This window comes from Mycobacterium sp. ITM-2016-00317, assembly GCF_002968295.1.
Classification (GTDB): domain Bacteria; phylum Actinomycetota; class Actinomycetes; order Mycobacteriales; family Mycobacteriaceae; genus Mycobacterium.
On the sequence record NZ_CP134399.1, the window covers coordinates 5,545,900 to 5,571,910 of the forward strand.

Genomic DNA, 26,011 nt, shown 5'->3' on the forward strand with positions numbered 1-26,011 from the left:
TGCACAGTCGGCGCCCAGGGTTTGCGAGGTCGTTCACACCGTGGCGGTGTTTTGAAATCGGGGCGCGAAGGTACCCACCCTGCATGGCCCAAATCTGGGCCGTGATGCACGGCGGAAGGAACGCACATGGGTGCCGACGACAAGGCAAGCAACAAGATCGACGACCTCGGCGGTAAGGCCAAGGAAGGCATGGGCAAGCTCACCGGTGACAAGAGCACCGAGAACGAGGGCAAGCTCGACCAGGCCAAGTCCAGCCTCAAAGACGCCGGCGAGAAGGTCAAGGACGCGTTCAAGAAGTAATCCGCGACAGCAGCGGCCTGTCACCCACCCGGGTGGCAGGCCGCTGCTGTGGGCGACGGCTTGATCACGCGTGCTTCAAAGCGCGACCCTAATCCGACCGCGAGGGTTCTAATGGTCGGACGGCCGGGGCCTGCGCCCGGCACCGAAGGAAGAAGCCCGATGGTCGATACGCCCGACGAGTTGCCCTCGGCAGACGAGTTCCGCACGAAGATGGGCCACCTGGACCGAGAGTTCGCCGATGCCCGCCGGTACCTGTCGAGATTGCACGCCGGAGACAACGACGCGCTCAGTGCGCTGATGAGGGACATCCACCGCGACGGCCGGGCGATGAACGTCCTGGCAGCGATGGCGGTACAGGCCCTCGACTTCGCCGAACTGTCGGCGGACCGACTCGGCGGCGATGTACAGAAGTGGCTCGACGAATCGGCCATGACACAGGACACCGCCAAGAACGAGCGGGATCAGAGCGAACTCGGCGGCGAAGGCTGAGGTGGACCAACCTCGCCCGGATTCAAGGTGCACAACTCGCCGGGGCAGTGGAGCATGATCGGCCTCCGGAAAAGCGTGGCGAGCTGAGCATCCTGCGTATTTGGCATCCTGACGATGACGTCATCATTACCTGGCATCAGAGACAAGATCGGGCTGACCTGTCCGCACGTCTATCGAAACGATTCCGTCGCGAATTCGACATCCGCCAGCGGCGCCGTCGAAAACTCATTCCATCTGGATATGCGAAGTCACTTCCTATGAAGCTCAAATATGTAAAAAAATCGCGGATTTCTTTACATATAGCTGAGGATCTGGCATCTTGAACGCGTGAGCGCCTGGAAGCCCAACAAGCCGTACAACGACCTTCCTCCCCCTCCTGGCATCGACACCCTCGAAACCAGACTGGTTCTCAAGGCGGCCATCGGTGCCAATACCGCTCTCGCCCACCTAGACCAGGCTGTCGTATCGATTCCGAACCCAACCGTCTTAATTAACTCGATACCGATCTTGGAAGCGCAGGCCAGCTCGGAGATCGAGAACATTGTCACGACGACCGATGACCTGTTTCGGCATCTAGACGACGAGTCACATGCCGACCCGGCTACCCGCGAAACACTCAGATACCGCACAGCCCTTCGAGTCGGCTTCGAGCACACGGTCGAACGGGGCCTCACCACGACCACCGCGTCCGCCGTCTGCAGCATCATCAAGGGCCGGGAGATGAAGGTCCGCGCCCTGCCTGGCACACGGATCGCAAAGCCCGGAAGCGGCGAGGTGATCTACAGCCCACCAGAGGGACGCGACGTCATCGAGGCAAAATTGAACGACTGGGAACGCTTCGTCCACGCGGAAGATGGGCTGGACCCGCTCATCAAAATGGCTGTGGCGCACTACCAATTTGAGGCGATCCATCCGTTCACGGACGGCAATGGGCGCACCGGGCGCATCGTCAATGTGCTCATGCTCGTGGAGGCCGGACTTCTTCGTCTACCCGTCCTCTACCTGTCCCGGTACATCATCGACACGAAGAATGACTACTACCGCCTGCTGCTCGCCGTGACGGCTGACCACGCCTGGGAAGAGTGGGCGACGTACATACTCACCGGAATAGAGGTGACCTCGAGATACACGTTGCGCAAGATCGCGGCTATTCGCGACCTGCAGAACGACTTCTTCCAGCGTGCCCGTGCAGTCTCCAAAGGTGGCGCCGACGCCGAGTTTCAGTCAGTGCTTTTCGAGCAGCCGTACTGCCGCATCAACACAGTGGTGGATCGATGCGGAGTCTCGCGCCCCACAGCAACGGCGTGGCTCAACTCGCTCGCGGAACACGGGCTCCTCCAGTCGACCAAGATCGGACGGGACCGGCTATACGTCAATCGAGAGTTTCTGCAGCTTCTAGTTCGGCAGGAACCACTGATTTAGCGGGGATCCGGATGCAAAGAAATTTGATACGGCCGCAAAATGTGCGAAGAACACCCGCCGAAGTTGACACCAATATGTGATACGCATCACAAGGGGCAGTCGGGTGAAGGTCGCGGGCCCCGTTCACACGGAATCCAGAGCCCAATGTCCCCTGCGGAGGCAGTTCTGCGATTGCGGCCGCGCGCTGCGACTCCCCCTGTCGAATTCCGCAGCGCGGTTGGCGCCAGCCCGTTCCTCTATGGTTTCGGCGAGTGATTCAGCCAGGCTGGCTATAGGAACCAATCATGTGTTGATCAGACAATGGGCGCAACCCCCAATCTCGTCGGGGAACTCGTCGCGAGCGGCATCATTGTCCTCGGCATTTGCGAGGACGAGCCTGTGCCCCCGCACCTTTCCGTACGTCAACACTGCATCTGCTGGATAGTCCCAAGCGCACCCCGTGTGTTGCCATGCGCTCATTGCAGCACAGCCTCCCATGTAAGGGCGATCGGTCCCGGCGCAGGTGTCGCTCGGGCGAAAAGGGCTGCCGCCGTGGCGATCTTTGCCCGGCCGAGCTCGGCCCTAGTTCACGATAAGGACTTCGTCGACTGATCTCTCATAGTCGCACCGCCAGCAGGCGAAAGTGGCTTCGCCCTCGTCGATGTTCTGGGGCGCGGTGCAGCGCGGGCACCAAAGGGCGAGCATGCCGGCTGGCGCGTCGGGTAGCCCTCTCGACATCATGGCGACGATGGCCAGGCCAAACCCTCCCAGAAGGAAGCCGAGCAGAAATCCTTCGCCGCGCGGTCGTTCCTTATGCTCGGCGATTAATGCGCCAGCCGCCCCGAAAGTGCACCACACTGCCGCCGCAACGATCCATACCCATAGATCCCCCATAGGGGGTGAATGTACTCGCCAGGTGCCCCGGGAGCTCGAATTTCCGGTGCCGTCACCCGCATCACCACAGCCCTAAAAGAGGGCTACTCCGACCACCGGGTGTGGTCCCGCTCGCTGCATATGTCGCCTATCCCCGCAATTTTTTATTCGGCGTCCGCACATACGCCTATGCCATGTGAGGTGTGCTGAAGGTCGGGAGGATCCAGAAGCTCACTCCGCACGATCTGCGACACACGGCAGCGAGCCTCGCTGCGTCAGCGGGCGCCAAGGTTCTGGCGCTGCAACGGATGCTCGGACATAAGCCCGCGAAGGTCACTCTCGACACCTACGCACACCTCTTCGACACCGACCGATTTGGATGCAGCCGCGGTCACTCTTCATTCGCCTATTCAGTCGCGATGTGGCCAATGTGTGGCCACCACAGGACCTGACACAACCCCAGCAAACATAGAAATAACCCCTCACCTGCCTAAGCAGGATCGGGGCATTGGCGGTGGCGGAGGGATTTGAACCCTCGGACGGGGGTTACCCGTCACACGCTTTCGAGGCGTGCTCCTTAGGCCGCTCGGACACGCCACCGTGTGGCAGCTTACCGACGGAAAGCCTGCGGACCCAAATCGCCTCGAGAGTGCGGTGAGTGCGCAGATCCGCGGGAAATAGCGCGCTGTGCGCACTGTCGGCGTCCAGGCTCAGCGCTGGCGGGCGAAGAACTGCTCCAGCGGCGCCGCGCACTCGGTCTCCAGCACGCCGCCGCGCACCTGGGGCCGGTGCGTCAGCCGCCGGTCACGCACCACATCCCACAGCGAGCCGACGGCGCCGGTCTTGGGTTCCCACGCCCCGAACACCACCCGCGCGACCCGGGCCATCACCAGAGCGCCCGCGCACATCGTGCACGGCTCGACCGTCACCGCCAGCGTGGCGCCTTCCAGCCGCCAGCCGTCGCCCAGCGCACGCGCCGCATCCCGCAGCGCCAGGATCTCGGCGTGCGCGGTCGGATCACCGAGTGTTTCGCGCGCGTTGGCCGCGCGCGCCAGTTCGGTGCCGTCCGCGGCCATGACGACCGCGCCGATCGGTACGTCCCGCGGGCCCGCCAGCCGGGCGGCGTCGAGCGCAGCGCGGATCAGTTCCTCGTCGGTCACCTGTCCAGACGGTCCAGCAACGCCGACAGTTCGTCGGCGAACCCCATCTCCCGGGCGATCCGGCCCACCTGCTCGTCGGCGTACAGGTCGTCGCTCTCGTCGAGGATCACGCCCAGCACCGCCTCGGGCAGCCCGATGTCCGACAGCACCCCGAGGTCACCCTCCTCGAACGGGTCACAGCGTTCGAGTTCGTCGTCGTCGATCTCGGCGTCGAGCTTCTCCAGCACCTCGGCCGCGATGTCGTAGTCCAGCGCCGCCGTGGCGTCCGAGAGCAGCAGGCGGGTGCCCGACGGAGCGGGCCGCACGATCACGAAGAACTCGTCGTCGATGTCGAGGATCCCGAAAACAGCTCCGGCGCTGCGTAGTTCACGCAGCTCGGTCTCGGCGGCGGTCAGGCTGGTCAGCGCGGTGGGCCGCAGCGGCGTGCACCGCCACTTGCCGTCCTCCCGGACGACGGCCACAGCGAAGCCGTCCGGGACGTCGGTCGCCCGCTCCTGCTTCTGTGCACTCTGCGCTCCCATGAGGCCTGAGGGTAGTCCTCGGACAGGGCGTTGACCAGCGGCTCCGCACCGTCTGACGGTCCATGCCAGAACCATGCCGGGACCGTGCGATCAGCGGGATGTGCCAACCTAGGAACGTGACGAAGACACCGGTGTGCGTGATCGGTCTGGGGCTGATCGGCGGCTCGCTGATGCGGGCCGCGAAAGCGGCCGGACGCGAGGTGTTCGGCTACAACCGGTCCGTCGAAGGCGTCGAGGCGGCCAGGTCGGACGGATTCGACGTGAGCACCGATCTCCCCGCCACCCTGAACCGCGCCGCCGAACTCGGCGCGCTGGTCGTGCTCGCCGTGCCGATGCCCGCGCTGCCGCTGATGCTGCGCTACGTCCGGGAGAACGCCCCGCAATGTCCGCTGACCGACGTCACCAGCGTCAAGGGCGCCGTGCACGCCGAGGTGGAGAAGGCCGGACTCCTGACGCGGTTCGTCGGCGGGCACCCGATGACCGGCACCGCGCAGTCCGGCTGGGCTGCGGGCGACGCCGGCCTGTTCGTGGACGCGCCCTGGGTGCTCAGCGTCGACGACCACGTCGACCCGCAGGTGTGGGCGACGGTGATGCACCTGGCGCTGGACTGCGGCTCGTTCGTCGTGCCCGCCCGCTCCGAGGAACACGACGCCGCCGCGGCGACCATCTCGCACCTGCCCCACCTGTTGGCCGAGGCACTGGCCTCGACCGCCGGTGAGGTGCCGCTGGCGTTCGCGCTGGCCGCGGGGTCGTTCCGGGACGGCACCCGGGTTGCCGCGACCGCGCCCGACCTGGTCCGGGCGATGTGTGAGGCGAACTCCGCCCAGCTGTTACCGGTGCTCGACCGGGCGCTGCGCCAGCTCGTCGACGCCCGCAATCAGCTGGCCCAGCACCAGCCGGTCAGCGAGCTCGTCGAAACCGGCCACGCCGCCCGGATCCGCTACGAGAACTTCGACCGGCCCGAGATCGTCGCAACCGTCGTCGGCGGGGAGAACTGGCGCGACGAACTCGCCGCGGCAGGCCGAGCGGGCTGGGTGATCAGATCCGCTCTGCCAACCCGGGATAGTCGAGGATGAAGCCGTCCGAGTCGACGGTGACGGTGGTCTTCGCCACCGGTGACTGCAGCTTGATCCCGCCGTCGCCTGCGGTGTAGCTGATCGTCGCGACGTCCACCGACAGGTCGGGCACCCGCACGTAGGCCACCGGCACGGTGACCGACCCGCCGTCCCGGTACACCCCGGTGCGCCGGATCGGCAGCGTGTTGAAGAACGGGCTGAAGATCACGTCGACGTCCAGTGCCCCGTCGTAATGCGACCTGCGGGTCTGACCGGAGCGCTCCTGGACCAGCCACATGTTCTCCTCGTCGCGCGCGATCGAGAGCTGCCGCTCCCGTTCGGCCAGCGTGACGGTCAGCGACAGCCTCTTGGTGGCCCCGTTCTCGTCGGTGACGAGATCGTAGGACGCGCTGAAAGCGGGATGGTCGGAGGTGGCGGCCGCCACGATCCGGCCGTAGGCCTTGATGCGGTCACCCGAGAGTTGCACGCGCACCGATTCCATCCGCGGCACGTCGTGCGCACGCCAGGTCAGGATCGCAGGCCAGGAACCACCCTGCTCCTCACCTGCACGGGACTTCGCCTCCGAGCGATCGGCTTCACTCATGCCTCTACCGTAGGCGACGGGCCCGCCGCTCCGTGGCGGGCTCGGGAATCGTGCCTCGAACCGCCTTGCGGCCGTGATTCCAGCGCGACCTCGTCACCGAGGAACGGCTGCGGGATCGAGGACCGCCCGCGCAACCGGCCGGTGCCCGGCACCGACGCCCACACCGCGAACGCCAGTAGCGCGTCCAGGATCAGTGCCAGCGCGGTGACCATCAGCGCGCCGACCAGGGCGAGGTAGAACTCCCGGACCTTGATGCCGTCGATCAGGTAGCGGCCCAACCCGCCCAGGCTCGCGTACGCCGCGACGGTGGCGGTCGCCACGACCTGCAGGGTCGCCGTCCGCAGCCCGCCGAGGATCAGTGGCAATGCGTTCGGGGTCTCCACCCGCAGCAGGATCCGCGACTCGGTCATCCCCATCGACCGGGCGGCGTCGACGACGTCGCGGTCGACGTTCGCGATGCCCGAGTAGGTGCCGGCCAGCAGCGGCGGGATGCCCAGCAGCATCAGCGCGATCGTCGGCGGGACCAGCCCGAGCCCCCACAGCAGCACCCCGAGCAGCAGCACCCCGAGCGTGGGCAGCGCCCGCAGCGCGTTCACCCCGGTGACGACCAGGAACGTGCCGCGGCCCGTGTGCCCGATCAGCATCCCGAGCGGCACCGCGATCAGCGCCGAGAACACCACCGCGATCACGGTGTACTGCAGGTGCTCCAGAATGCGCGCGGTCAGCCCGGCGGGCCCGCCCCAGTTGGCCGCGGTGAAGATGAACGTCAGCGCTTCCTGCAGGAAGTTCATGCCGCCGCCCCCGCCTGGGCGCAGGCCGGCCTCTGCACCCGCGTCCACGGGGTGAGCGCCTTGCCGGCGAGCATGATCAGCGTGTCGATCACGATGGCCAGTACGAAGATCGCGATGATCCCCGCGATGATCTGGTCGCTCTTGTTGGCCTGGTAGCCCTCGGTGAACCAGGTGCCCAGCCCGCCGATCCCGATGACCGAGCCGACGGCGACCATCGAGATGTTGGTGACGGCCACCACCCGCAGACTGGCGATCAGCACCGGAAGCGCCAGGGGCAGCTCGATTTTCAGCATTCTGGTGAGCGGCCGGTAACCGACGGCGGTCGCCGCGTCGAGCACCGCGGGCGACACCGCGTCGAGCGCCTCCGGCACCGCCCGCACCAGCAACGCCACCGTGTACAGCGTCAGCGCGACGATCACGTTGGCCTCGTCGAGGATCCGGGTCGGGATGACCAGAGGCAGCACCACGAACAGCGCCAGCGACGGGACCGTGAAAATGATGCTGGCGGTCACCGTGGTCAGCCGGCGGAACACGGTGGTGCGCTGCACCAGTGCGCCCAGCGGCACCGCGATCAACAGTCCCAGCACGATCGGGATCAGCGACAGCCGCAGATGGATCAGCGTCAGCGTCCACAGATCGTCGAGGTGGGTGAACAGGTAGCGCATCGGCCTACCCCTGCCTGGCGGCGCGCTGCTCGTCCAGCGCGGCCAGCACGTCGTCGGCCTTCACGCCGCCGATCACCTGACCGTTGGCGTCGACGGCCACCCCGAGCCCGGACGGGGAGGACAGCGCCGCGTCCAGTGCCAGCCGCAGCGTGCCGTCGGGCCGGAACAGCGAACCGCCCGCGGTCGTGCTGTCGTACAGCGAGCTGCCCTTGCGGTGCAGTTCGACACCTTCGGCGTCGATCCACGCATACGGGGTGCCGTCGGGGCGGGTCACCAGCACCCACTCCCCCGGTCTCAGTGCCAGAGCGTCGATCTCGGGTTCGCCGACATGGTGGACGTCGTGCAGCGGAAGCCCGGTGGCGTGGAAGAACTGCAAAGCGCGGTAGCCACGGTCGGCGCCGACGAACCCGGCGACGTCGTCGTTGGCCGGATTGGACAACAGCCGAGCGGGCGCGTCGTACTGCTGCAGCACTCCGCCGCGGCCGAACACCGCGACCTTCTCGCCCAGCTTGATCGCCTCGTCGATGTCATGGGTGACGAACACGATCGTCTTGCGCAATTCGCTTTGCAGCCGCAGGATCTCGGCCTGCAGATCCTCCCGGACCACCGGATCCACCGCGCTGAACGGCTCGTCCATCAACAGGATCGGGGGATCCGCGGCCAGGGCCCGGGCCACCCCGACCCGCTGCTGCTGTCCGCCGGAGAGCTGCGCCGGGTAGCGGTCGGCCAGCTTCGGGTCCAGGCCGACCCGCTCCATCACCTCGATCGCCGATTTTCGTGCACTGCGCCGGGATTCACCGCGCAGCACCGGCACCGTGGCGACGTTGTCGACCACGCGCAGATGGGGCATCAGTCCCGCGCTCTGGATCACGTACCCGATGCCGAGTCGCAGCTTCACCGGGTCGGCCTCGGTGACATCTCTGCCGTCGACGGTCAGTGTGCCCGAGGCCGGTTCGATCATCCGGTTGATCATCCGCATCGAGGTGGTCTTGCCGCAGCCCGACGGACCCACGAACACCGCCAGTGTGCCCTCGGGGACGTCCAGGGTCAGGTCGTCGACCGCGACGGTGCCATCCGGGTACTCCTTGGTGACGTGCTCGAAGGTGATCACCGCAGTTCCTACTTCCCGAGGGGTTCGTCGAAGCCGTTGTCGGAGATCCAGCCGGCCGCCGCCTCATCCGGGTCGATCCCCCGGTTTCCCTCCACCGAGGTGTTCAACGCGATGAGCGCCTCGGTGGTCAACTTCGCGCTGACGGCGTCGAGCACGGTCTTGAGTTCGTCGGACATCTTCTGCGACGCGACCAGCGGCACCACGTTCGCGGCCAGGAACGCGTTTTCCGGGTCCTCCAGCACCACCAGATTGTTCTGCTCGATGGCCGGGGAGGTGCTGAAGATGTTGGCGGCGGTGACGGTTCCGTCGGTCAGCGCCTTGACCGTCGCGGGCCCTCCCCCGTCGCTGATGGCGACGAAGTTCACCGGCGCGATGTCCAGCCCGTACTTCTGCTTGAGGCCCACCAGCCCGGTCTGCCGGGTCTGAAACTCCGACGGCCCACCGACTTTCACCTCCGCCGAGTGCGCAGCGAGATCAGCGATCGACTTGAGGTTCCACCGTTGCGCCGTCGCCTCGGACACCGCGAGGGTGTCCTTGTCCTCCGCCGGCGACGGATAGAGGATCGACAGCGCACCCGGAAGCACCCGCAAGAGTTCCAGCAGCACCGAGTCCGGCGTCGTCGCGCCACTGTCCGGGTCGAAGTACTGCAGCAGGTTTCCCGTGTATTCGGGGATCAGGTCGATCGAATGGTCCTGCACCGCCGGAATGTAGGTCTCCCGGCTGCCGATCCCGAATTGGCGCGAGATCGTGAAACCATTGGCCTCCAGTGCCTGCGCATAGATCTCGGCGAGGATCTTCGACTCGGTGAAATCCGCGGACCCCACCTTGATCGATTTCAGGTCACCGGAGATCTCACCGCCCCCGAGGGGATTGGAGCTGCCACACGCCGCCACCACCACGGCGATCACGGTGAGGACGACCGCGATCGCGGCGCACCTGGGTCGTCGGGACCGGGCCATCCAAACGTCCTTTCACTCCCGCCGTGCCTGCGAGAAGGGCTGGGGCGACCTTACGCCAACTGGCGAAGTGGTTTCATTCAACGCGCTTCAGGGCAAAGATGAGGGAATGACCAGCGATCCTTTCGCGTCGTCCGACCAGCCCGCGGTCGGCGCACCGGGGCCCCCGCCGCCGGGGACCTCACCACCACCGCGCCAGTCCGCGGTGCACCGCACCCGAGCCGCAGCGCTCTGGGCAGCGCTGACCTTGGGATTCATCATCCTGATCATCCTGCTCATCTTCATCGCGCAGAACACCGACTCGGCGGAGTTCGCGTTCCTCGGCTGGCACTGGAGCCTGCCGTTGGGCGTCGCGATCCTGTTCGCCGCGGTGGCCGGCGGCCTGGTGACCGTCGCCGTGGGCGCGGTTCGGATGTTCCAGCTGCGCCGCGCGGCCAAGAGGAACCTCAAGGGCGGCGTGTAGCGGTCACCGGATCGAGACCAGCTGCTCGATCGAGTCGCGCGGCAGGTCCCCGTCGACGGTGGCGAAGATCGCCATGTTGTTGACGTTGATCGATCCCTTGTGGTTGTCCAGCCAGGCGGTGTCGGCCGCGTCGCGCCCGGTCGCGATGCGCACGAGCGACTGACGGGGCGCCAGGAGGGTGGCGTCCACGACGCGCCAGTGACCGTCGACGAACGCCTCGGCGACGGCGTGGAAATCCATCGGGTTGCAGCCCGGCGCGTACACCGACACGAGCCTCGCGGGCACGTTCACCGCCCGCAGCAGCGCGATGACCAGGTGCGCGTAGTCGCGGCACACCCCGGACCCGGCCAACAGCGTGTCGGCGGCACCGTCGATCGGATCGCTGGACCCCGGGACGTACCGCAGTCGCGCGCCGACCCAGGACGGCACCTCGGCCAGCAGCTTCACCGACTCGGCGATACTGCCGAATTCCGTGGCCGCGAACCCGAAGAACTTGTCGGCCTCGGCGTAGCGGCTGGGCCGCAGATAGGTGGACAGGTCGAGTTCGCGCACCGGCGCCGGATCCGCCTGACCGACCACGGTGGCGCGGTAGGAGACCTTGAGATTGCCGACCGGGGCGTCGAACTTGTGGATCCGGTTGCCGTGGTCGCCGGAGATCTCCCGGATCTCGGCGAGCGGAATCTCGTTGCCGTCCAACACGAACGACAACGATTCGGTGATCTGGGCACCGGGCTGGGGAGCGACCGCGATCTGGAATTCCAGTGTGGACGGCTCGGTGATCTGGACGTCCAGATCGGTACCGACGTCGCGTTTCATCGGCGTACGGGGCAGAGTTTGGGCACGCGACTCTCTACCACCTCCGACCTGCGGCGAAACCTCCGGGGGTCAGGAAAGCTCCGCCAGCCCCGCGGCGATCAGCGGGGCCACCGCCTCGGCCACCTTGTCGGTGTCGTCGACGACACCGGCCTCACGGGCGCGGTAGGCGATGCCCGCGCCGATGATCGCCAGCTTGAAATAGGCCAGCGCCATGTAGAAATCCCAGTGATCCAGCGGCCGGCCCGACGCCCGGGAGTACTTCTCGGCCAGCGCAGCCGCGTCCGGGATCAGGTCGTTGGCCCACGCGGCGTCGGCATGCACCAGGTGGAACGTCGGGTGCCGGTACACGCACATCAGCGCGGCGTCGCTCAGCGGGTCGCCGAGCGTGGACATCTCCCAGTCCAACACCGCGATCACCTTGGTGGGGTCCTCGTTGTCGAGGATCGTGTTGTCGATGCGGTAGTCGCCGTGCACGATCGAGGGCCGGCTCTGTGGCGGGATGGCCTCGGCGAGGCGCTGGTGCAGCTTCTTGACGTCGGCGTCGCACGGATCGTCGGCCTGTTTGACCAGATCCCACTGCGAACCCCACCGGCGAACCTGGCGTTCCAGATAGCCGCTGGGCTTGCCGAAGTCCGACAGGCCGACCGCGTCCGGGTCCACCGAGTGCAGGTCGGCGAGCACTTTGATCAGCGCGTCGACGCACTTCTCGATCGTCGCTCGGTCGCCGAGCGCCTGCAGTTGGTCGGTGTACCGCACCACCCGGCCGTCGACGTACTCGACCATCTGGAACGGTGCACCCAGCACCGAGTCGTCGTTGCGCATCGTCACGGCGCGCGCGACAGGCACCGCGGTGTCGGCCAGCGCGGCCACCACCCGGTACTCGCGGGCCATATCGTGGGCCGACGGGGTCAGACCGTGCAGGGGTGGACGGCGCAGCACCCACTGCGACGCGTCGTCGGCCACCAGGAACGTCAGGTTCGACCGACCGCCGGAGATCAACTCGGCGCGCAGGTCGCCGCTGCGCGGCACCCCGACCTCGCGCAGGTATCGGTCCAGGGCGGCGAGGTCGAGGCCTTCGAGGTCGGTCACGCAGACTTTCCTACCATCGCTGGTTCCTGGGCAGTAAGTCCCATACGTGTTCGGTGGCATTCACCCCGGCGACGCCGAACCGGCCGGTGCGCGAGGACAGCAGCCGGGTGACCGAGGCGTAGTCGACGTGGAAGGACAGCAGCCGCTCGGTGCGCAGCGCCCGGTGCAGCAGCACGTTGATGACCCCGCCGTGGCTGAACACCGCGACGGTCTCGTCGTGCCCGGCGGCGGCGACCAGGTCGTCCACCGCGCCGAAGACGCGTCCGAGGAACTCGTCCTCGTCCACGGCGCTGGGCAGGTGACCGTCGATGAGCCGCTGCAGCTCCTGCGGGTTCTCGGCGGCGATCTGCTCGATCGGGATGTAGTGCCCGAGGTCGCGGTCGTACTCGGCCAGCCGTTCGTCGACCTCGATGGGCAGGCCCAGTGCGTCGGCGACCGGTTGCCCGGTCTCGACGGCCCGGATCTGCGGGCTGCTCACCAGCCGGGTGATCGGGAACCGGGCCAGCGCGTCGGGCAGCCGCTTGGCCTGCTCGATGCCCTCCTCGGACAGGTGCGGATCTGAGCCCTCCCCGGGTTCGCTTCGCAGGGGCAGCGCATGTCGGACCAGAAGCAGTTGCACCGTGACACCATATGGCCCGTGACCGATACGGGTGGATTCGCCGACCGGCTGTTCGATCTGACCGACCGGGTGGTCCTGATCACCGGCGGCAGCCGCGGTCTGGGGCGGGAGATGGCCTTCGCGGCCGCCCGGTGCGGCGCGGACGTCATCATCGCCAGCCGCAAGTACGACGCGTGCGTGGCCACCGCCGACGCGATCGCCGCCGAGACAGGCCGGGCCACATTCCCCTATCAGGTGCACGTCGGGCGGTGGGACGAGCTCGACGGGTTGGTCGACGCGGCCTACGACCGGTTCGGCAAGGTCGACGTGCTGGTCAACAACGCCGGCATGTCACCGCTCTACGAATCGCTGTCGTCGGTCACCGAGAAGCTGTTCGACACGGTGGTGAACCTGAACCTCAAAGGTCCGTTCCGGCTGTCGGCGTTGATCGGTGAGCGCATGGTGGCCGACGGCGGCGGTTCGATCATCAATGTCAGTTCCAGTGGGTCGATCCGGCCGGCGCCCGACATGTTGCCCTACGCCGCGGCCAAGGCGGGGCTGAACACGCTCAGCGAGGGACTCGCCAAGGCGTACGGGCCGACGGTCCGGGTGAACACGCTGATGGCCGGTCCGTACCTGACCGACATCAGCAAGGCGTGGGACATGGAAGGGACCGACAATCCGTTCCGTGGGCTGCCGCTGCAGCGGGCCGGGGATCCGTCCGAGATCGTCGGCGCCGCCCTGTTTCTCATGTCGGATGCGTCGAGCTTCACGACGGGCTCGATCCTGCGCGCCGACGGCGGCGTGTAACCACGCACTTGCTGCCGCAGGTCAGGGGGTGACGATGTTGAAGTTCGGATCGGGTTTGTCCAGCACCGACACCAGCGAGGCGAGAACGTCTGCGTCCCCGACGATCTCGCAGCCCGGCGAGGTGTTGTCGCCGGCGGCCAGGGTGAGCAGGCGCAGCTCGCTCGCCAACCGGACGGTCGCCTGCGCGGTGGTCTCGTCGGCGGGCACCTGCCGGTGGACCAGCACGCCGTTGCGCAGCGTCAGCCGGTAGTTCGTCTGCACATCGAGGAAAGTCACGTCGACGGTGAGGTCGAAATCCCATGCGCGGGGCCCGTTCACGCTGATGGCCAGTACGTCGAACATCTGCTCAGGTGACAGCTGGCCCATCATCGCCGCCGAATTGGCCTGCACCGGCGTGCCGAAGTTCCCGTCGCGCAGTTCGGTGGCCCCGGCGAGGAAGAAGTTCCGCCACGTCGCGGTCTCGGCGCCGTAGGCGAGTTGTCCAGAGTGTCCGAATACAGTGCGCGAGCGCCGGCGTGGTTCTCGTCGGTGAAGATCGCGTGATCCAGCAGTGTCGCCGCCCAACGGAAATCTCCCTCCTCGAAAGCGCGCTGCGCAAGCTCGACGACACGGTCGATGCCGCCCATCGCCGCGACGTAGCGCGGACCGGCGGCCTCGGGCGGGTGCGGCCACAGCCGGGCCGGGTTGCCGTCGAACCAGCCCATGTAGCGCTGATAGACGGCTTTGACGTTGTGGCTGACCGATCCGTAGTAGCCGCGGGTATGCCAGGCGTTCTCCAGCGCCGGCGGCATCGGGAAGTTCTCCGCGATCTCGACGCCGGTGTAGCCCTGGTTGAGCAGACGCAGCGTCTGGTCGTGCAGATAGGCGTACAGATCCCGTTGCAGCGAAAGGAATTCGACGATCCGTTCCTTGCCCCAGGTGGGCCAGTGGTGTGAGGCGAACACCACGTCGGCGCGGTCGGCGAACGTGTCGATCGCCTCGGTCAGATAGCCGGCCCAGCCGTGCGGATCGCGCACCAGTGCACCGCGCAGCGTCAACAGGTTGTGCAGGTTGTGCGTCGCGTTCTCGGCCATGCACAGCGCGCGGAATCGCGGGAAATAGAAATGCATCTCGGCCGGGGCCTCGGTGCCCGGCGCCATCTGGAACTCGATCTCGACGCCGTCGAGGGTGTGCGTCTCGCCGGTCTCCCGGATGTCGACGGTCGGGACGATGATCGCCACCTCCCCCGTCGACGGGGTCTGGCCGAGCCCACAGCCGACCTGACCCTGCGGGCCGCGCTCCAGCACGGTGCCGTACATGTAGGCCGCCCGGCGGGTCATCGCCGTGCCTGCATAGACGTTCTCCTGGACCGCGTGCGCGGTGAAGCCCTCGGGCGCCAGCACCGCGACCTTGCCCGCATCGACGTCGGCCTGGGAGGTCACGCCGAGCACTCCGCCGAAATGGTCCACGTGGCTGTGGGTGTAAATGACAGCCCTGACCTCCCGGTCGCCGCGGTGTGCGCGGTACAGCGCCAGCGCCGCGGCCGCCACCTCGGTGGACACCAGCGGGTCGATCACGATGACGCCGGTGTCGCCCTCGACGAAGGTGATGTTGGACAGGTCGAAGCCGCGCACCTGGTAGATGCCCGCGACATCTTCCCCCGTCGCTCCGCTCGCCCTGACCACCTCGTAGAGCCCCTGCTTGGCCGCCAGGGTCGACTGTCGCCACAGGCTGGGGTGCACCGACGGCGGCGCGTCGCCGGTGAGGAACGCGTACACGTCGTTGTCCCACACCACCCGACCGTCGGCGGCGGCGATGACGCACGGCTGCTGCGCGGCGATGAAGCCGCGGTCGGCGTCGACGAAATCCCGGGTGTCGCCGAACGGGAGGGTCTGCAGCTGCTCCCGGTGGGCGGCCTCGATCGCCGCACTGGGCGCCTTACTGTCCATATCGTGAGACTGCCACCTCGGGTGGCACCCCGGTGCTTGACTGACGGAATGGACATCCGTCGAGTCGTCACCGGACATGATCCGTCCGGCAAGTCAGTGTTCGTCAGCGATGAGAAGGTCGCGCCCCGCGAGCCGGTGCTGCTCCCCGGCTCGGAGTTCACGCTGCTGTGGGGAGGTGACGAAGCACCCCGATTCCCCGACGACGGCGCAATGCCGAACTGGCACACGTACTTTCCGCCCGTCGGCGGCTTCCGGTTCTCGATGTTCACGTTGCCGCCGCATTCGACCGCGACCGGTGAGCCCGAGCAGCTCGACGCCGAGGAGGCCCTGGCCGACGCCGAGCAGAAGCTGCCCGGCCTGCTCGCCTACATGGATCCGACCGATCCGGGCATGCACACCACCGACACCATCGATTTCGAGGTGGTGCTCGAGGGCACGGTGATTCTCGAACTCGACGACGGCGCCGAGGTGACCCTGCACCCCGGTGACACCGTGGTACAGAACGGCACCCGGCACCGCTGGCGCAACCCCGGCGATACGCCGGCGCGGCTGGCGCTGTTCGTCGCCGGCGCCCACCACGCGAACGTCACACACGCATCGCCTCACCAAGGCGGCTGACCTCGGCGTCGCCATGGCCGGCCGCGACGCAGGCGTCGGCGTAACGCTTCATCGCCTTGAGCGTGCCTGCGTCCACCCCGCTGCCCTCCGACGTCGCGATCAGGTGCGCCAGCGACGCGGCAGCCGAGGAGACCGTCGCGTCTGCGTCGTCGTACCGGGCGGCAGCCACCCGCTCGGCGATCTCGCTGAACACCGGCGGCAGGATCGCCGCGATGCCTACGGCATGTGGCAACAGCTCTGCGGGGCTGATGCCATGCGCCCGAGCCGTTTCCAGCGCGTGCAGGAATCCGCCCGTCGCGGTCCAGAACACGTCGAGCAGCGCCATGTCGTACGCCGCGGCGCGCCCCGGGTCATCTCCCAGCCAGGTCGCCTGCCCGAGGGTCTCGAAGAGCCTGCGGTGCCGGTCGAACAGGTCGCGCGGTCCGGCGTAGAGCACGCTGGCCGCAGTGGTGCCCATGACGTCGGTCGGCGTCATGATCGCGCCGTCGAGGTAGCGCCCGCCGGCGTCGGCGACGAGTTTGGCGGTGCTTCGGGCACGGTCGGGTGTGTCGGAACTCAGACCCACCAGCACCCGGCCGGCGACGGCGTCCGCAGCGGCTTCGACCACCGCGTCGACGGCGTCGTGGTCGACGACGTTGACCAACGTGAGATCGCTTGCGCTGACAGCCTTCCCCGGTGTGGACGCCCAGCACGCCCCGCGCGAGAGTAGTTGCGCGGCCTTCGTTTCTGTGCGATTCCACACCGTGACGCGGTAGCCGGCGTCGATCAGCGCGGTGGTCAGGGCTCGGCCCATCGGCCCCAGCCCGAGTACGGCGACGGTGGTCACGCGGCGTTCTCCTTGATGCTCTCGAAGACCCGAGCGAACCCGTGCTCGGCGAATCCGGCCTCGATCTGGCGGCGGATGAGCTGTTGGAGCGCGTCGACGAGCGCGGTGCTGACGCCCACGCAACGGGCGGCGGTGACGATGTCGTTCAGGTCGCTGAACGACAGGCTCTGTTGTCCTGGCATTCCGTAGTTCCCGCTGTCGATCACCGCGGCATATTCGGTCACCGCCGGCGCCATCGCCTGCAGCCAGGGCATTGCCCGCGCGGCGAACTCGGTGGCCGTGACTCCGGCTCCGGCGACCATCGCGGCTCCCTGGAAGAACCCACCGAACATCAGGTACATCGCGGCCAGCAGGGCGAGGTCGTACAGCGAGGCCATTCCGGCGTCTGTCCCGAAGTACTCTGTCCCGCGCCAGGTTTCGAGTAGCGCACGATGGGCGTCGTACAACTCGCGAGAACCACTGTAGAACACCGTGGATGAGGAAGTGCCGATCATTTCCGGGGTCGCCATGATGGCACCGTCGAGGTATCCGGCGCCGGCACCCGCCGCCCACCGGGCGAGTTCCCGTGCGCCGTCGGGAGTCGTGGTGGTCAGGTTGATCACGTGCCGGCCGCGCAACAGGTGCGTCACGGGGTCGAGGACGTCGTGCACCGACGCGTGATCGAACAGACACACGACGAGGAGATCGGCGCCGACGACCGCGTCGCCGACCGACGTGGCGACGCGCGCCCCTGCCTCCCGAAGAGCGCAGGTCCGTGCGGTCGCGCGGTTCCACACGATGGTCCGGAAGCCGGCGGCCAGGGCTGCCCGCGCCAACGCCGAACCCATTTCACCGGTTCCGAGAAGAGTCACTGAGGTCATGACACCATCGTCGGTAGCACGCAAACCATGCGGCAAGTACCCACTAAAAAGTGCGGTACTTACCGAAACGAAACTGTTGGCTCCGAGCTGCAGGAAGTGACGCCGATGTCATCGCTGGGGAAGTACACGTGTGGGCTGGACGCGGCCATGGCCGTCGTCGACGGCAAATGGAAACCGCTGATCCTCTGGGAACTGCAGGGCGGCCCGAAACGCTTCAACGCACTGCACCGCAGCCTTGCCGGGATCTCGCAGAAGATGCTGACCCAGCACCTCAAAGAGCTCCGGGCGCACGGGGTGGTGCACCGCGAGAGCTACCACGAGGTTCCGCCACGGGTGGAGTACTCGATGACCCCGGCCGGCCGTGAGCTCCTCGAAGCCCTTGAACCGCTCAGCAACTGGGCCGAAAAGCACATCGCGCTGATCTGCGCTGCCGACGCGGGCTGAGTCAGCCTTCGTGCCCGGTGATCGTCCTGGTATCCGTGGTCGAACCGATCGTGCCCACGGTGCGGCGACCGAGCGCGTCGTCGAGCAGCGACGGCAGCCACCTGCTCGCGGGTGGCTGCACGGTCACGGAGTAGTCGGCCGTGTCACCGTCGGGTCCACTCCAAGGAGCGCTCCGGACACGACTCCACTGCTGCCAGCCCCGACGGGCGCCGGGATCGACAGGGCGCCATTGGTAGCCGGATTCAGGCTCACCGTCACGGTCACCGTTTTCGGGCGGGAAAGGCCGAACCAGCCGGCGAGTCCGTGGATGTGCCAGGGGTTGCCTACCGTGTCCTCGACGCCCACCGTGAACTTGTCGAATCCACCCGCGTGCGCGAACGCCGCCGTGGGTGTGTACCGGTAGGTCCCGTCGGCGAGGAACTCCACCTGTCCGTTGGCCGGCAGATCGACGAGCGTGTAGGTGATCTTGTCCCCGTCGCCGTCGGTCCCGTTCACCGATCCGATCACCACACCGGTGACGATGTCCTGCGAGAGCTGTTGGGGACGAGCCTGCGGCCGATGATTGAACAAGTGATACTCGATGCGCCGCAACCCCATCCAGAGCTGGTTCAGCGGCCACGGCACGACCACGGCCGGGATCCACGACGATTCCGAGAGCACCGGCAGACCGACCCACCGCAGAACGTCGCTGACCATCGACCGCCATGTCACCGGAGCGGTCACCGCGTCGGGGTACTGCGGCGAACCGGTCACCGGCGGCTCATCCACCGGCACCTCGACCACCGGAGTGTCATCCACCGGCACCTCGACCACCGGAGTGTCATCCACCGGTTCCTTGACGACCGGCGGCTCATCCACCGGCACCTCAACCACCGGAGTGTCATCCACCGGCACCTCGACCACCGGAGTGTCATCCACCGGCACCTCGACCACCGGAGTGTTATCCACCGGTTCCTTGACGACCGGCGGCTCATCCACCGGCACCTCAATCACCGGAGTCTCATCCACCGGCACCTCGACCACCGGACTGTCATCCACCGGCTCCTTGACGACCGGCGGCTCATCCACCGGCACCTCAACCACCGGAGTCTCATCCACTGGCACCTCGATCACCGGCACCTCGATCACCGGAGTGTCAGGCATTTCGGGGGCGACGATGACCACGTCCTTGTCCCCGGGATCCGTGATCACCACCTCCTTATCCCCGGGATCCGTGATCACGACCGACTCATCCGGGAGGATGTCGATCACGGTCACGGGATCCGGCTTGGCGTCGACCACACCGCTACCGAGGTCCCAATCCACATCGTCGACCACCGCGGCCGCGTCGTCGTCTGCTATTTCGATCCGCTCATGTCGACTTTCGTCCGCGTCCTTCACCGATGCGGTCTCGTCGGCGTCCTCGGATGCTTCGACGCGCGTACGCGTCGCCACGACAGCTTTGCCGTCGCCCAGGCTGGAGCTACCGCTCGACGCCGAGCGTGAACCGTTGTCGGCAGAGGAGGCGTCGCTGGTCGAACTGGCCGACGACGTCGCACCGGTGTCGGTGTCTGCCGACGCCTCACCGGCACCCATCGCCATCGCAGCGCCCATGCCGGCGGCGACAGCTCCTGCCCCGAGCCAGTGCGCCATCGATTCGGGCGCCCGGTGCGTCCTGCGGCCTCGCCGAGAGCGACGAGATTTCCGGTGACGCCCGTTCTCCGACATTTGCTTTGCTCCCTTGTCCGCCCCAATTCGACGCAAAGCATTGCACATCTTCTTGACGCGTACGCAAATTTCAATCGAACGCTGAAGTGTTCGCTCCGCACTCACACTGCAAAACCGCCACCTGGGCTGGCTATTCATATGCCCAGTACAAACGGACAGAGAGGGACCGCCAGAATGCCGATCCCGCAGCTAACGCGTTGCCAATCTGTTGCCGCAGCTTCTCCTATTGCTGTCGCTGCCGTCATGCGAATGTTTGCAAAGGCGAGCTATAACTAGCCGGATTGCGAAAGGTCGCAGTTTGCTGGGATGGCTGTCGCAAAAACCGGGAGCCGGTCAACCCTGCTCGGCGAGCCACCTCTCGGCGCGGCGCTTCGAGGCCCGCGACAGCCACGCGTCCTGGATCAACTCCCGCAGTTCGGTCACGCTGATCTCGCCGAGCCGGCAGGCGCGCACCAGCACCGACAGGTGTCCGTCGAAATGGTCCGTGGTGAAGAACGGCGAATCGGGGTCCTGGGTCAGGGCCAGCTTGTCGTCCTCGGACTCCACCCAGATCATGATCACGTCCGGGTAGCGCTGCCCGGTGTCGGGGTCGAACGCGTCGGGGCGCGGAGTCCGGAAGTACACGAACGACTTTCCGCCGACCTGATACACCGGATTGCCCGCCTTGGGGCCTTCGACGCGGGTGACGTGCGGCATCGACGACGCGATCTCGTGGACGTCGTCGACGGTCGCGGGGCGCTCACGCACGGCGCCGTCTGCTCTTCGCGCGAGCGCTCATCGCCGTTCCAGCCGGTGCAGCTCGACGTCCCGCAACTGCCCGTCCTGCACGGTCGCGGTCATGTACGTGCAGTACGGCTGGCGGCGCCGGTCGGTCGGCGATCCCGGGTTGAGCAGCCGCAGCCCGGTGTCGGCGGTGGCGTCCCACGGGATGTGGCTGTGCCCGAAGACCAGCACATCGGTGTCCGGGTACAACTTGGCCATCCGGGCGTCACGACCGGAGGACGCGCCCGTCTCATGGGTGACGGTGAACCTGACACCCTCCAGGACCACGTCGGCACGTTCGGGCAGCCGACGACGCAGCTCGGGCCCGTCGTTGTTGCCCCAGCAGGCCACTACGCGCTTGGCGCGCGTTTCGAGCTGGTCGAGAAGATCGGGCTCCACCCAGTCACCCGCGTGGATCACCACGTCGGCGGCGTCGACGGCGTCCCAGACTTCGCCGGGGAGGTCCTTTGCACGCTTGGGCAGGTGCGTGTCGGCGATCAACAGGAGGCGCACGGTCTCGACCTTAGAGCGCGAGTGTGGGCCTTATGTACCCGAAACCGGGGACATCCGTACACAAGCCCCACATTCGGCGAAAAGAGAGTGCGCCCGAAGGGATTCGAACCCCTAACCTTCTGATCCGTAGTCAGATGCTCTATCCGTTGAGCTACGGGCGCGTGGTCGTACATCTTCAGTTGTGTGTCGGCAAGCCGACGGTCCTGCACGCCGGCGAGCCGGCCATCCTGCGCGGAGGCGAGAGGATTTGAACCTCCGGTCCGCTTTAAGGCGGACAACTCATTAGCAGTGAGTCCCATTCGGCCGCTCTGGCACGCCTCCCGACGTTTACCGCCGCTGCGACAGAGTACACAGGCCTCGCGGCGGGAAGCAAAGCAGCTCTGGAGGGGCACTAAACTGTGGCAGTGTCCGTCCGTCTTCGCCCCGAACTCGCCGACCTTCCCGCCTATGCGCCGGGCAGGACGGTGCCCGGCGCCATCAAGATCGCCAGCAACGAAACCGTCCACGGCCCGCTGCCCAGCGTGCGGGCCGCGATCGAGCACGCGATCGACGGCATCAACCGCTACCCGGACAACGGGTACGTCGAGCTCAGGGAGCGTCTGGCCAAGTTCGTCGGCTTCGCGCCGGAGAACATCTCCGTCGGTTGCGGCTCGGTCAGCCTGTGCCAGCAGTTGATCCAGATCACCTCCACGGTCGGCGACGAGGTGCTGTACGGCTGGCGCAGCTTCGAGATCTACCCGCTGCAGGTCCGCACCGCCGGCGCGACGCCGGTCCAGGTCCCGCTGACCGACCACACCTTCGACCTCGACGCGATGCTGGCCGCAATCACCGATCGCACCCGGCTCATCTTCGTGTGCAACCCGAACAACCCGACCAGCACAGTCGTCGACCCCGAGGCGCTGGCCCGGTTCGTCGCGGCGGTGCCGCCGCACATCATGGTCGTGCTGGACGAGGCCTACATCGAGTACGTCCGCGACGACATGGTCCCCGACAGTTTCGAGCTGGTCCGCGCGCACAGCAATGTCGTTGTGCTGCGCACCTTTTCGAAGGCCTATGGCCTGGCCGGGCTGCGGGTCGGCTACGCCGTCGCCGACCCGGACATCGTCTCCGCGCTGTCTAAGGTGTACGTGCCGTTCACCGCCACCACGGTGTCGCAAGCCGCCGCGATCGCATGCCTGGACGCCGCCGACGAGCTGCTGGCACGCACCGACGCCGTCGTCGCCGAGCGCCGCCGCGTCAGCGCCGCACTGCGGGAAGCCGGCTATCAGCTGCCACCCTCGCAGGCGAACTTCGTGTGGCTGCCCCTGGTCGGCCGCGCCCAGCTGTTCGCCGCAGACGCCGCCAACAGCCGCGTGATCGTGCGCCCCTACGGGGAGGACGGCGTCCGGGTGACCGTCGCCGCACCCCACGAGAACGACGCCTTCCTCGACTTCGCCCGCAACTGGGACGGCCCGCGATGAGCGCAGACGCCCGCGCGACGTTCGACGAGCTCAAGAACCGCGTCGGCCGCCTCGACGACGCAGAACTCGACGAGTTCTGGGCCACCCTCACCCCGGCCACCGTCGACTTCATGATCGGCGAATGGCAGGGCGGCGAGTTCGACACCGGGCACAGGGCCAACGGCTTCATGCAGAAGCTGAACTGGTTCGGCAAGACCTTTCACTCGGCCACCGACGCGAAACCGCTGGTCTGCCTCGATGCGGCAGGCAACAAGTTCTCGAACACCGAGGCGATGAACGGCGAGGCCAGCCTGTGGATGGAAGAGTTCCGCGGCGAGCTCGTCGCGTCCATGGTCTACGACGGACGCCCCGTGCACGACCATTTCAAGGCCGTCGACGACAACGCCGTGATCGGCATCATGAACGGCAAAGGCGCCCTGGACACCCGCTCCGGCACGCCCCGCCACCTGTACTTCTACCTCGAACGCAACTAGCCGCATATCGTGGCCAGGATGAATACGCACGTGCGGTTCACGGCCGCGGCGATCGTCGGACTGGGCGTCGTCCTCGGCCTGACCACGGGGTGTCAGCGCACGACCGAGGGTGTCGTCGCGCAGACCACCCAGCCGGGGCCGCCGCTGTCGTCACCGACGACCACCAGCCGCTCGCCGGGCATCCCTGACATCCAGATCCCGAACCTGCCGCTGCCCACCCGCAGCACCAACGTGCCCGAGGTCCGGCCCCGGCCAATGCGCTGACGATGACGTGCGAGGAGTTCAGCGACCTCGACGAGCCCACCCGGGTGGCCGTGGTGCGCGAAATCCTGTCCCAGGAGGGCAATCCGCTCGGCCCCGACGGAGAGTTCGTCGGCCAGATCCTGGCCGACGCGGCCTGCCAGTTCCTGCCCCGCGCGGTCGTCGCCGACGTGCTACTGGGCGGCGGCTAACCTGTTACCCATGGGTAACTCCTTCGAATCGGTGACCGTCGACATCGCCGATCACATCGCGCAGGTGACGCTGATCGGTCCCGGCAAGGGCAACGCGATGGGACCGGCGTTCTGGGCCGAGCTGCCGGTGGTGTTCACCGAGCTCGACGCCGACCCGGACGTCCGGGCCATCGTGCTCACCGGTTCGGGCCGCAACTTCAGCTACGGCCTGGATCTGGCGGCGATGGGTGAGACCCTCGGCTCGATGATGGCCGGCGGTTCGTCGTCCAAGCCGCGCGCCGACTTCCACGCCCGCCTCAAGGCCATGCAGCACGCGATCACCGCGGTCGCCGACTGCCGCACCCCGACGATCGCGTCCGTGCACGGCTGGTGCATCGGCGGCGGCGTCGACCTGATCTCCGCCGTCGACATCCGGTACGCCAGCAGCGACGCGAAGTTCTCGGTGCGCGAGGTCAAGCTCGCGATCGTCGCCGACGTCGGATCCCTGGCCCGGCTGCCCTACATCCTGACCGACGGCCACCTGCGCGAACTGGCCTTGACGGGCAAGGACATCGATGCTGCGCGCGCCGAGAAGATCGGCCTCGTCAACGACGTCTACCCGGACGCCGACGCGTCGTTGGCCGCCGCCCGCGCCACCGCGGCCGAGATCGCCGCCAACCCGCCGCACACCGTGCACGGCGTCAAGGACGTGCTCGACGAGCAGCGCACCGCCCAGGTGTCAGCGAGCCTGCGCTACGTCGCGGCGTGGAACTCCGCGTTCCTGCCGTCGAAGGATCTCTCCGAGGGCATCACGGCGATGTTCGAGAAGCGGCCGCCGAACTTCACCGGCGAGTAGGCGCGGTTTCGGGCAGCGCGAGTACGCAGCAGAAGCTGACCAGCGCGAGCCCGCCCATCATCAGCGCGATGGCGCCACCACCGTGGGACGCCATCAGCATCGGTGAGATCACCGGCGGCAGCGCCCCGCCGAGCACGCCGCCGAGGGTGTGGGACAGCGCGGCCCCGGTGTAGCGGTACCGGGCGGCGAAGATCTCCGGCAGGAACGCCGCCAGCGGCCCCATGCAGACGCCGATCAGTGCATAGGTGACCACGATGGCCACGCCGAACACCACGTGGTTCATCGACTCGATGAGTGGGAAGACCGCGAACGCCCATGGCACCGCCAGCGCGTAGCCGCAGGCAGTCACCCGGCGCCGACCGTGCACGTCGGACAGCATCGCCGACGCGGCAGCGCAGCCGACCGCGCACAGCCCGCCGATCACGTTGACCAGCAGCACCAGGTTGGTCGAATAGTCCATGTGCTCGGCGGCGAAATGGGTGAAGAACGTCCGGCCTGGAACACCAGCATCGGCGCGCAGATCGCCGCACCTCCGGCCAGCAGCACCTGACGGCCCTGCTTGCGGATCAGCTCGGCCAGCGGTGCGCCGTCGTGCGTCTCCGGCGCGGCCAGTGCCGGCGAGTCCTTGACCCGTAGCCGGATGAACAGCGCCGTGCCGATCAGCACTGCGCTGAGGAGGAACGGGATCCGCCAGCCCCACTGCAGGAACGCCTCGTTGGCCTCGCCGAACCCCAGGTGCACGACCAGGAACACCAGATTGGACAGCACCAGCGCCGTCCCGAGCCCCAGCTGGGTGAACATGCCGTAGAAGCCGCGGCGCCCCTCGGGGGCGTGTTCGGCGGTCATCAGCACCGCGCCGGCCCACTCGCCGCCCACCGCGAAGCCCTGCACCAGGCGCAACGTGATCAGCAGCAGCGGCGCGGCGATACCGATGCTGGCCGTGCTCGGGATCAGCCCGACCCCGACCGTGGCGGCGCCCATCAGCAGCAGCGTGACGACCAGGGTCTGCTTGCGGCTGATGCGGTCACCGAAGTGCCCGAACACCGCCGCACCGACGGGCCGGGCCAGGAACGCGGCCGCGAATGCGCCCAGCGACGCCGTCGTGGCCATCACATGGCCCAGATCGGGGAAGAACACCGTCGGGAACACCAGCGCGGCAGCGGTGCCGTAGATGAAGAAGTCGTAGAACTCGATCGCCGAACCGACGTAACTCGCCGTCGCGACCTGCCGAAGCTCCCGCGCCGAGGCAGCCCCGGCACCCACTGTTGCCATGGCAAAGATATTCGCGGGTCGCCGGGGGTGTGTCTCGCCAATCAGCGAACCCGGCCCGCCCCAGAGCGGTGGCGGAGGGATTTGAACCCCCGGTCGGTGTTAGCCGACTCTCGCTTTCAAGGCGAGTGCATTAGGCCGCTCTGCCACGCCACCGCGGGA

27 protein-coding genes, 4 tRNA genes and 3 pseudogenes are annotated in these 26,011 nt (G+C 67.3%); 13 read left to right on the forward strand and 21 right to left on the reverse strand.

Annotated features, from left to right (window positions below):
• The first annotated feature begins 126 nt into the window (after positions 1-126).
• The 4 genes from C6A87_RS26580 (at position 127) to C6A87_RS26595 (ending at position 3,515) form a co-directional block, all read left to right on the forward strand.
• Positions 127-300: a CsbD family protein gene (locus C6A87_RS26580; protein ID WP_311114970.1), complete on the forward strand. Its 174-nt coding sequence runs from the start codon at positions 127-129 to the stop codon at positions 298-300.
• Positions 301-459: 159 nt separating this feature from the next.
• On the forward strand, positions 460-789 hold the full coding sequence (locus tag C6A87_RS26585) for a hypothetical protein (protein ID WP_311114971.1): 330 nt from the start codon (positions 460-462) through the stop codon (positions 787-789).
• 327 nt (positions 790-1,116) lie between these two features.
• Positions 1,117-2,211, forward strand: coding sequence for a Fic family protein (locus tag C6A87_RS26590; RefSeq protein ID WP_311114972.1), 1,095 nt, complete (start codon positions 1,117-1,119; stop codon positions 2,209-2,211).
• 1,058 nt (positions 2,212-3,269) lie between these two features.
• A complete protein-coding gene (locus C6A87_RS26595) occupies positions 3,270-3,515 on the forward strand; it encodes a tyrosine-type recombinase/integrase (protein ID WP_396837128.1) in 246 nt (81 codons plus the stop codon).
• Positions 3,516-3,572: 57 nt separating this feature from the next.
• Here C6A87_RS26595 and C6A87_RS26600 read toward each other — a convergent pair.
• The 3 genes from C6A87_RS26600 to C6A87_RS26610 all read right to left on the reverse strand — a co-directional run bounded on the left by C6A87_RS26600 (position 3,573) and on the right by C6A87_RS26610 (position 4,744).
• Positions 3,573-3,663 (reverse strand) — tRNA-Ser (locus C6A87_RS26600).
• Positions 3,664-3,773: 110 nt separating this feature from the next.
• Complete coding sequence (locus C6A87_RS26605) at positions 3,774-4,223, reverse strand: nucleoside deaminase (protein WP_311114973.1); 450 nt, start codon at positions 4,221-4,223, stop codon at positions 3,774-3,776.
• Positions 4,220-4,744 (reverse strand): tRNA adenosine deaminase-associated protein, encoded by a 525-nt coding sequence (locus C6A87_RS26610; protein ID WP_311114974.1) that lies wholly within the window; start codon positions 4,742-4,744, stop codon positions 4,220-4,222. Before C6A87_RS26610 ends, C6A87_RS26605 begins: the two co-directional genes overlap by 4 nt.
• A 98-nt stretch (positions 4,745-4,842) precedes the next feature.
• Between C6A87_RS26610 and C6A87_RS26615 the strand changes: the two genes are divergently transcribed.
• Complete coding sequence (locus C6A87_RS26615) at positions 4,843-5,820, forward strand: prephenate dehydrogenase (RefSeq protein ID WP_311114975.1); 978 nt, start codon at positions 4,843-4,845, stop codon at positions 5,818-5,820.
• Here the strand turns inward: C6A87_RS26615 and C6A87_RS26620 are convergent.
• The 5 genes from C6A87_RS26620 to C6A87_RS26640 are packed head-to-tail and all read right to left on the reverse strand — an operon-like array spanning position 5,783 to position 9,929.
• Positions 5,783-6,403, reverse strand: coding sequence for a putative glycolipid-binding domain-containing protein (locus C6A87_RS26620; protein WP_311114976.1), 621 nt, complete (start codon positions 6,401-6,403; stop codon positions 5,783-5,785). The genes C6A87_RS26615 and C6A87_RS26620 overlap by 38 nt on opposite strands.
• Entirely contained in the window at positions 6,400-7,194 is a 795-nt protein-coding gene (locus tag C6A87_RS26625; protein WP_311118091.1) for an ABC transporter permease, read from the reverse strand. Before C6A87_RS26625 ends, C6A87_RS26620 begins: the two co-directional genes overlap by 4 nt.
• On the reverse strand, positions 7,191-7,859 hold the full coding sequence (locus tag C6A87_RS26630) for an ABC transporter permease (protein WP_311114977.1): 669 nt from the start codon (positions 7,857-7,859) through the stop codon (positions 7,191-7,193). The genes C6A87_RS26625 and C6A87_RS26630 overlap by 4 nt, the downstream gene beginning before the upstream one ends.
• A gap of 4 nt (positions 7,860-7,863) precedes the next feature.
• Positions 7,864-8,970: an ATP-binding cassette domain-containing protein gene (locus C6A87_RS26635; RefSeq protein WP_311114978.1), complete on the reverse strand. Its 1,107-nt coding sequence runs from the start codon at positions 8,968-8,970 to the stop codon at positions 7,864-7,866.
• Between the two features lie 8 nt (positions 8,971-8,978).
• The gene (locus C6A87_RS26640; RefSeq protein ID WP_311114979.1) at positions 8,979-9,929 is read right to left on the reverse strand and encodes an ABC transporter substrate-binding protein; all 951 of its coding nucleotides are present in this window, start codon (positions 9,927-9,929) and stop codon (positions 8,979-8,981) included.
• Positions 9,930-10,035: 106 nt separating this feature from the next.
• On the opposite strand from C6A87_RS26640, the gene C6A87_RS26645 reads away from it, so the two are divergent.
• A complete protein-coding gene (locus C6A87_RS26645) occupies positions 10,036-10,389 on the forward strand; it encodes a lipopolysaccharide assembly protein LapA domain-containing protein (RefSeq protein ID WP_311114980.1) in 354 nt (117 codons plus the stop codon).
• Between the two features lie 3 nt (positions 10,390-10,392).
• Here the strand turns inward: C6A87_RS26645 and C6A87_RS26650 are convergent, their stop codons facing one another.
• From C6A87_RS26650 to C6A87_RS26660, 3 genes are all read right to left on the reverse strand, one after another.
• Positions 10,393-11,205, reverse strand: coding sequence for a transglutaminase family protein (locus C6A87_RS26650; RefSeq protein ID WP_311114981.1), 813 nt, complete (start codon positions 11,203-11,205; stop codon positions 10,393-10,395).
• A gap of 69 nt (positions 11,206-11,274) precedes the next feature.
• Positions 11,275-12,294 (reverse strand): phosphotransferase, encoded by a 1,020-nt coding sequence (locus C6A87_RS26655; RefSeq protein WP_311114982.1) that lies wholly within the window; start codon positions 12,292-12,294, stop codon positions 11,275-11,277.
• 10 nt (positions 12,295-12,304) lie between these two features.
• Positions 12,305-12,913 (reverse strand): histidine phosphatase family protein, encoded by a 609-nt coding sequence (locus tag C6A87_RS26660; RefSeq protein ID WP_311114983.1) that lies wholly within the window; start codon positions 12,911-12,913, stop codon positions 12,305-12,307.
• Here C6A87_RS26660 and C6A87_RS26665 point away from each other — a divergent pair.
• Entirely contained in the window at positions 12,890-13,702 is an 813-nt protein-coding gene (locus C6A87_RS26665; RefSeq protein WP_311114984.1) for an SDR family oxidoreductase, read from the forward strand. The genes C6A87_RS26660 and C6A87_RS26665 overlap by 24 nt on opposite strands.
• A 21-nt stretch (positions 13,703-13,723) precedes the next feature.
• On the opposite strand, the pseudogene C6A87_RS26670 reads toward C6A87_RS26665, so the two are convergent.
• Positions 13,724-15,630 (reverse strand): annotated as a pseudogene (locus C6A87_RS26670) (alkyl/aryl-sulfatase).
• Positions 15,631-15,678: 48 nt separating this feature from the next.
• Here C6A87_RS26670 and C6A87_RS26675 point away from each other — a divergent pair.
• Entirely contained in the window at positions 15,679-16,248 is a 570-nt protein-coding gene (locus C6A87_RS26675) for a cupin domain-containing protein (RefSeq protein WP_311114985.1), read from the forward strand.
• Here the strand turns inward: C6A87_RS26675 and C6A87_RS26680 are convergent.
• Both C6A87_RS26680 and C6A87_RS26685 read right to left on the reverse strand, forming a co-directional pair.
• On the reverse strand, positions 16,217-17,041 hold the full coding sequence (locus tag C6A87_RS26680) for an NAD(P)-dependent oxidoreductase (protein WP_396837129.1): 825 nt from the start codon (positions 17,039-17,041) through the stop codon (positions 16,217-16,219). The two genes, C6A87_RS26675 and C6A87_RS26680, sit on opposite strands and share 32 nt — an antisense overlap.
• A gap of 29 nt (positions 17,042-17,070) precedes the next feature.
• The gene (locus C6A87_RS26685; RefSeq protein ID WP_311114987.1) at positions 17,071-17,934 is read right to left on the reverse strand and encodes an NAD(P)-binding domain-containing protein; all 864 of its coding nucleotides are present in this window, start codon (positions 17,932-17,934) and stop codon (positions 17,071-17,073) included.
• A gap of 105 nt (positions 17,935-18,039) precedes the next feature.
• Here C6A87_RS26685 and C6A87_RS26690 point away from each other — a divergent pair, with 105 nt between their 5' ends.
• Entirely contained in the window at positions 18,040-18,378 is a 339-nt protein-coding gene (locus tag C6A87_RS26690; RefSeq protein ID WP_311114988.1) for a helix-turn-helix domain-containing protein, read from the forward strand.
• A gap of 123 nt (positions 18,379-18,501) precedes the next feature.
• On the opposite strand, the gene C6A87_RS26695 is transcribed toward C6A87_RS26690, so the two are convergent.
• The 5 genes from C6A87_RS26695 to C6A87_RS26715 all read right to left on the reverse strand — a co-directional run bounded on the left by C6A87_RS26695 (position 18,502) and on the right by C6A87_RS26715 (position 21,681).
• Positions 18,502-20,190 (reverse strand): Ig-like domain-containing protein, encoded by a 1,689-nt coding sequence (locus tag C6A87_RS26695; RefSeq protein ID WP_311114989.1) that lies wholly within the window; start codon positions 20,188-20,190, stop codon positions 18,502-18,504.
• A gap of 228 nt (positions 20,191-20,418) precedes the next feature.
• On the reverse strand, positions 20,419-20,832 hold the full coding sequence (locus C6A87_RS26700; protein ID WP_311114990.1) for an MmcQ/YjbR family DNA-binding protein: 414 nt from the start codon (positions 20,830-20,832) through the stop codon (positions 20,419-20,421).
• Between the two features lie 27 nt (positions 20,833-20,859).
• Complete coding sequence (locus tag C6A87_RS26705; protein WP_311114991.1) at positions 20,860-21,360, reverse strand: metallophosphoesterase; 501 nt, start codon at positions 21,358-21,360, stop codon at positions 20,860-20,862.
• Between the two features lie 88 nt (positions 21,361-21,448).
• Positions 21,449-21,521: transfer RNA gene (locus C6A87_RS26710), tRNA-Arg, on the reverse strand.
• Positions 21,522-21,592: 71 nt separating this feature from the next.
• Positions 21,593-21,681: transfer RNA gene (locus C6A87_RS26715), tRNA-Ser, on the reverse strand.
• 83 nt (positions 21,682-21,764) lie between these two features.
• Between C6A87_RS26715 and hisC the strand changes: the two genes are divergently transcribed.
• The 4 genes and pseudogenes from hisC to C6A87_RS26735 all read left to right on the forward strand — a co-directional run bounded on the left by hisC (position 21,765) and on the right by C6A87_RS26735 (position 24,580).
• Positions 21,765-22,820 (forward strand): histidinol-phosphate transaminase, encoded by a 1,056-nt coding sequence (gene hisC / locus C6A87_RS26720; RefSeq protein ID WP_311114992.1) that lies wholly within the window; start codon positions 21,765-21,767, stop codon positions 22,818-22,820.
• Positions 22,817-23,293: a DUF4334 domain-containing protein gene (locus C6A87_RS26725; protein WP_311114993.1), complete on the forward strand. Its 477-nt coding sequence runs from the start codon at positions 22,817-22,819 to the stop codon at positions 23,291-23,293. The genes hisC and C6A87_RS26725 overlap by 4 nt, the downstream gene beginning before the upstream one ends.
• Before the next feature lie 18 nt (positions 23,294-23,311).
• Positions 23,312-23,745: pseudogene (locus C6A87_RS26730) on the forward strand (hypothetical protein).
• 10 nt (positions 23,746-23,755) lie between these two features.
• Positions 23,756-24,580 (forward strand): crotonase/enoyl-CoA hydratase family protein, encoded by an 825-nt coding sequence (locus tag C6A87_RS26735; protein ID WP_311114994.1) that lies wholly within the window; start codon positions 23,756-23,758, stop codon positions 24,578-24,580.
• Here the strand turns inward: C6A87_RS26735 and C6A87_RS26745 are convergent.
• Both C6A87_RS26745 and C6A87_RS26750 read right to left on the reverse strand, forming a co-directional pair.
• Positions 24,567-25,852 (reverse strand): annotated as a pseudogene (locus C6A87_RS26745) (MFS transporter). The gene C6A87_RS26735 and the pseudogene C6A87_RS26745 overlap by 14 nt on opposite strands.
• A 66-nt stretch (positions 25,853-25,918) precedes the next feature.
• Positions 25,919-26,005, reverse strand: a tRNA-Ser gene (locus C6A87_RS26750).
• Between the last annotated feature and the right edge of the window lie 6 nt (positions 26,006-26,011).

Excerpts from the sequence above, each read along its gene's own strand:
- C6A87_RS26580 (WP_311114970.1), top strand. The coding sequence starts at position 127 with ATGGGTGCCGACGACAAGGCAAGCAACAAGATCGACGACCTCGGCGGT.
- C6A87_RS26585 (WP_311114971.1), top strand. The coding sequence starts at position 460 with ATGGTCGATACGCCCGACGAGTTGCCCTCGGCAGACGAGTTCCGCACG.
- C6A87_RS26610 (WP_311114974.1), bottom strand. The coding sequence starts at position 4,744 with ATGGGAGCGCAGAGTGCACAGAAGCAGGAGCGGGCGACCGACGTCCCG.
- C6A87_RS26615 (WP_311114975.1), top strand. The coding sequence starts at position 4,843 with ATGTGCCAACCTAGGAACGTGACGAAGACACCGGTGTGCGTGATCGGT.
- C6A87_RS26620 (WP_311114976.1), bottom strand. The coding sequence starts at position 6,403 with ATGAGTGAAGCCGATCGCTCGGAGGCGAAGTCCCGTGCAGGTGAGGAG.
- C6A87_RS26625 (WP_311118091.1), bottom strand. The coding sequence starts at position 7,194 with ATGAACTTCCTGCAGGAAGCGCTGACGTTCATCTTCACCGCGGCCAAC.
- C6A87_RS26630 (WP_311114977.1), bottom strand. The coding sequence starts at position 7,859 with ATGCGCTACCTGTTCACCCACCTCGACGATCTGTGGACGCTGACGCTG.
- C6A87_RS26640 (WP_311114979.1), bottom strand. The coding sequence starts at position 9,929 with ATGGCCCGGTCCCGACGACCCAGGTGCGCCGCGATCGCGGTCGTCCTC.
- C6A87_RS26645 (WP_311114980.1), top strand. The coding sequence starts at position 10,036 with ATGACCAGCGATCCTTTCGCGTCGTCCGACCAGCCCGCGGTCGGCGCA.
- C6A87_RS26650 (WP_311114981.1), bottom strand. The coding sequence starts at position 11,205 with ATGAAACGCGACGTCGGTACCGATCTGGACGTCCAGATCACCGAGCCG.
- C6A87_RS26665 (WP_311114984.1), top strand. The coding sequence starts at position 12,890 with ATGTCGGACCAGAAGCAGTTGCACCGTGACACCATATGGCCCGTGACC.
- C6A87_RS26675 (WP_311114985.1), top strand. The coding sequence starts at position 15,679 with ATGGACATCCGTCGAGTCGTCACCGGACATGATCCGTCCGGCAAGTCA.
- C6A87_RS26680 (WP_396837129.1), bottom strand. The coding sequence starts at position 17,041 with ATGGGCCGAGCCCTGACCACCGCGCTGATCGACGCCGGCTACCGCGTC.
- C6A87_RS26685 (WP_311114987.1), bottom strand. The coding sequence starts at position 17,934 with ATGACCTCAGTGACTCTTCTCGGAACCGGTGAAATGGGTTCGGCGTTG.
- C6A87_RS26690 (WP_311114988.1), top strand. The coding sequence starts at position 18,040 with ATGTCATCGCTGGGGAAGTACACGTGTGGGCTGGACGCGGCCATGGCC.
- C6A87_RS26725 (WP_311114993.1), top strand. The coding sequence starts at position 22,817 with ATGAGCGCAGACGCCCGCGCGACGTTCGACGAGCTCAAGAACCGCGTC.
- C6A87_RS26735 (WP_311114994.1), top strand. The coding sequence starts at position 23,756 with ATGGGTAACTCCTTCGAATCGGTGACCGTCGACATCGCCGATCACATC.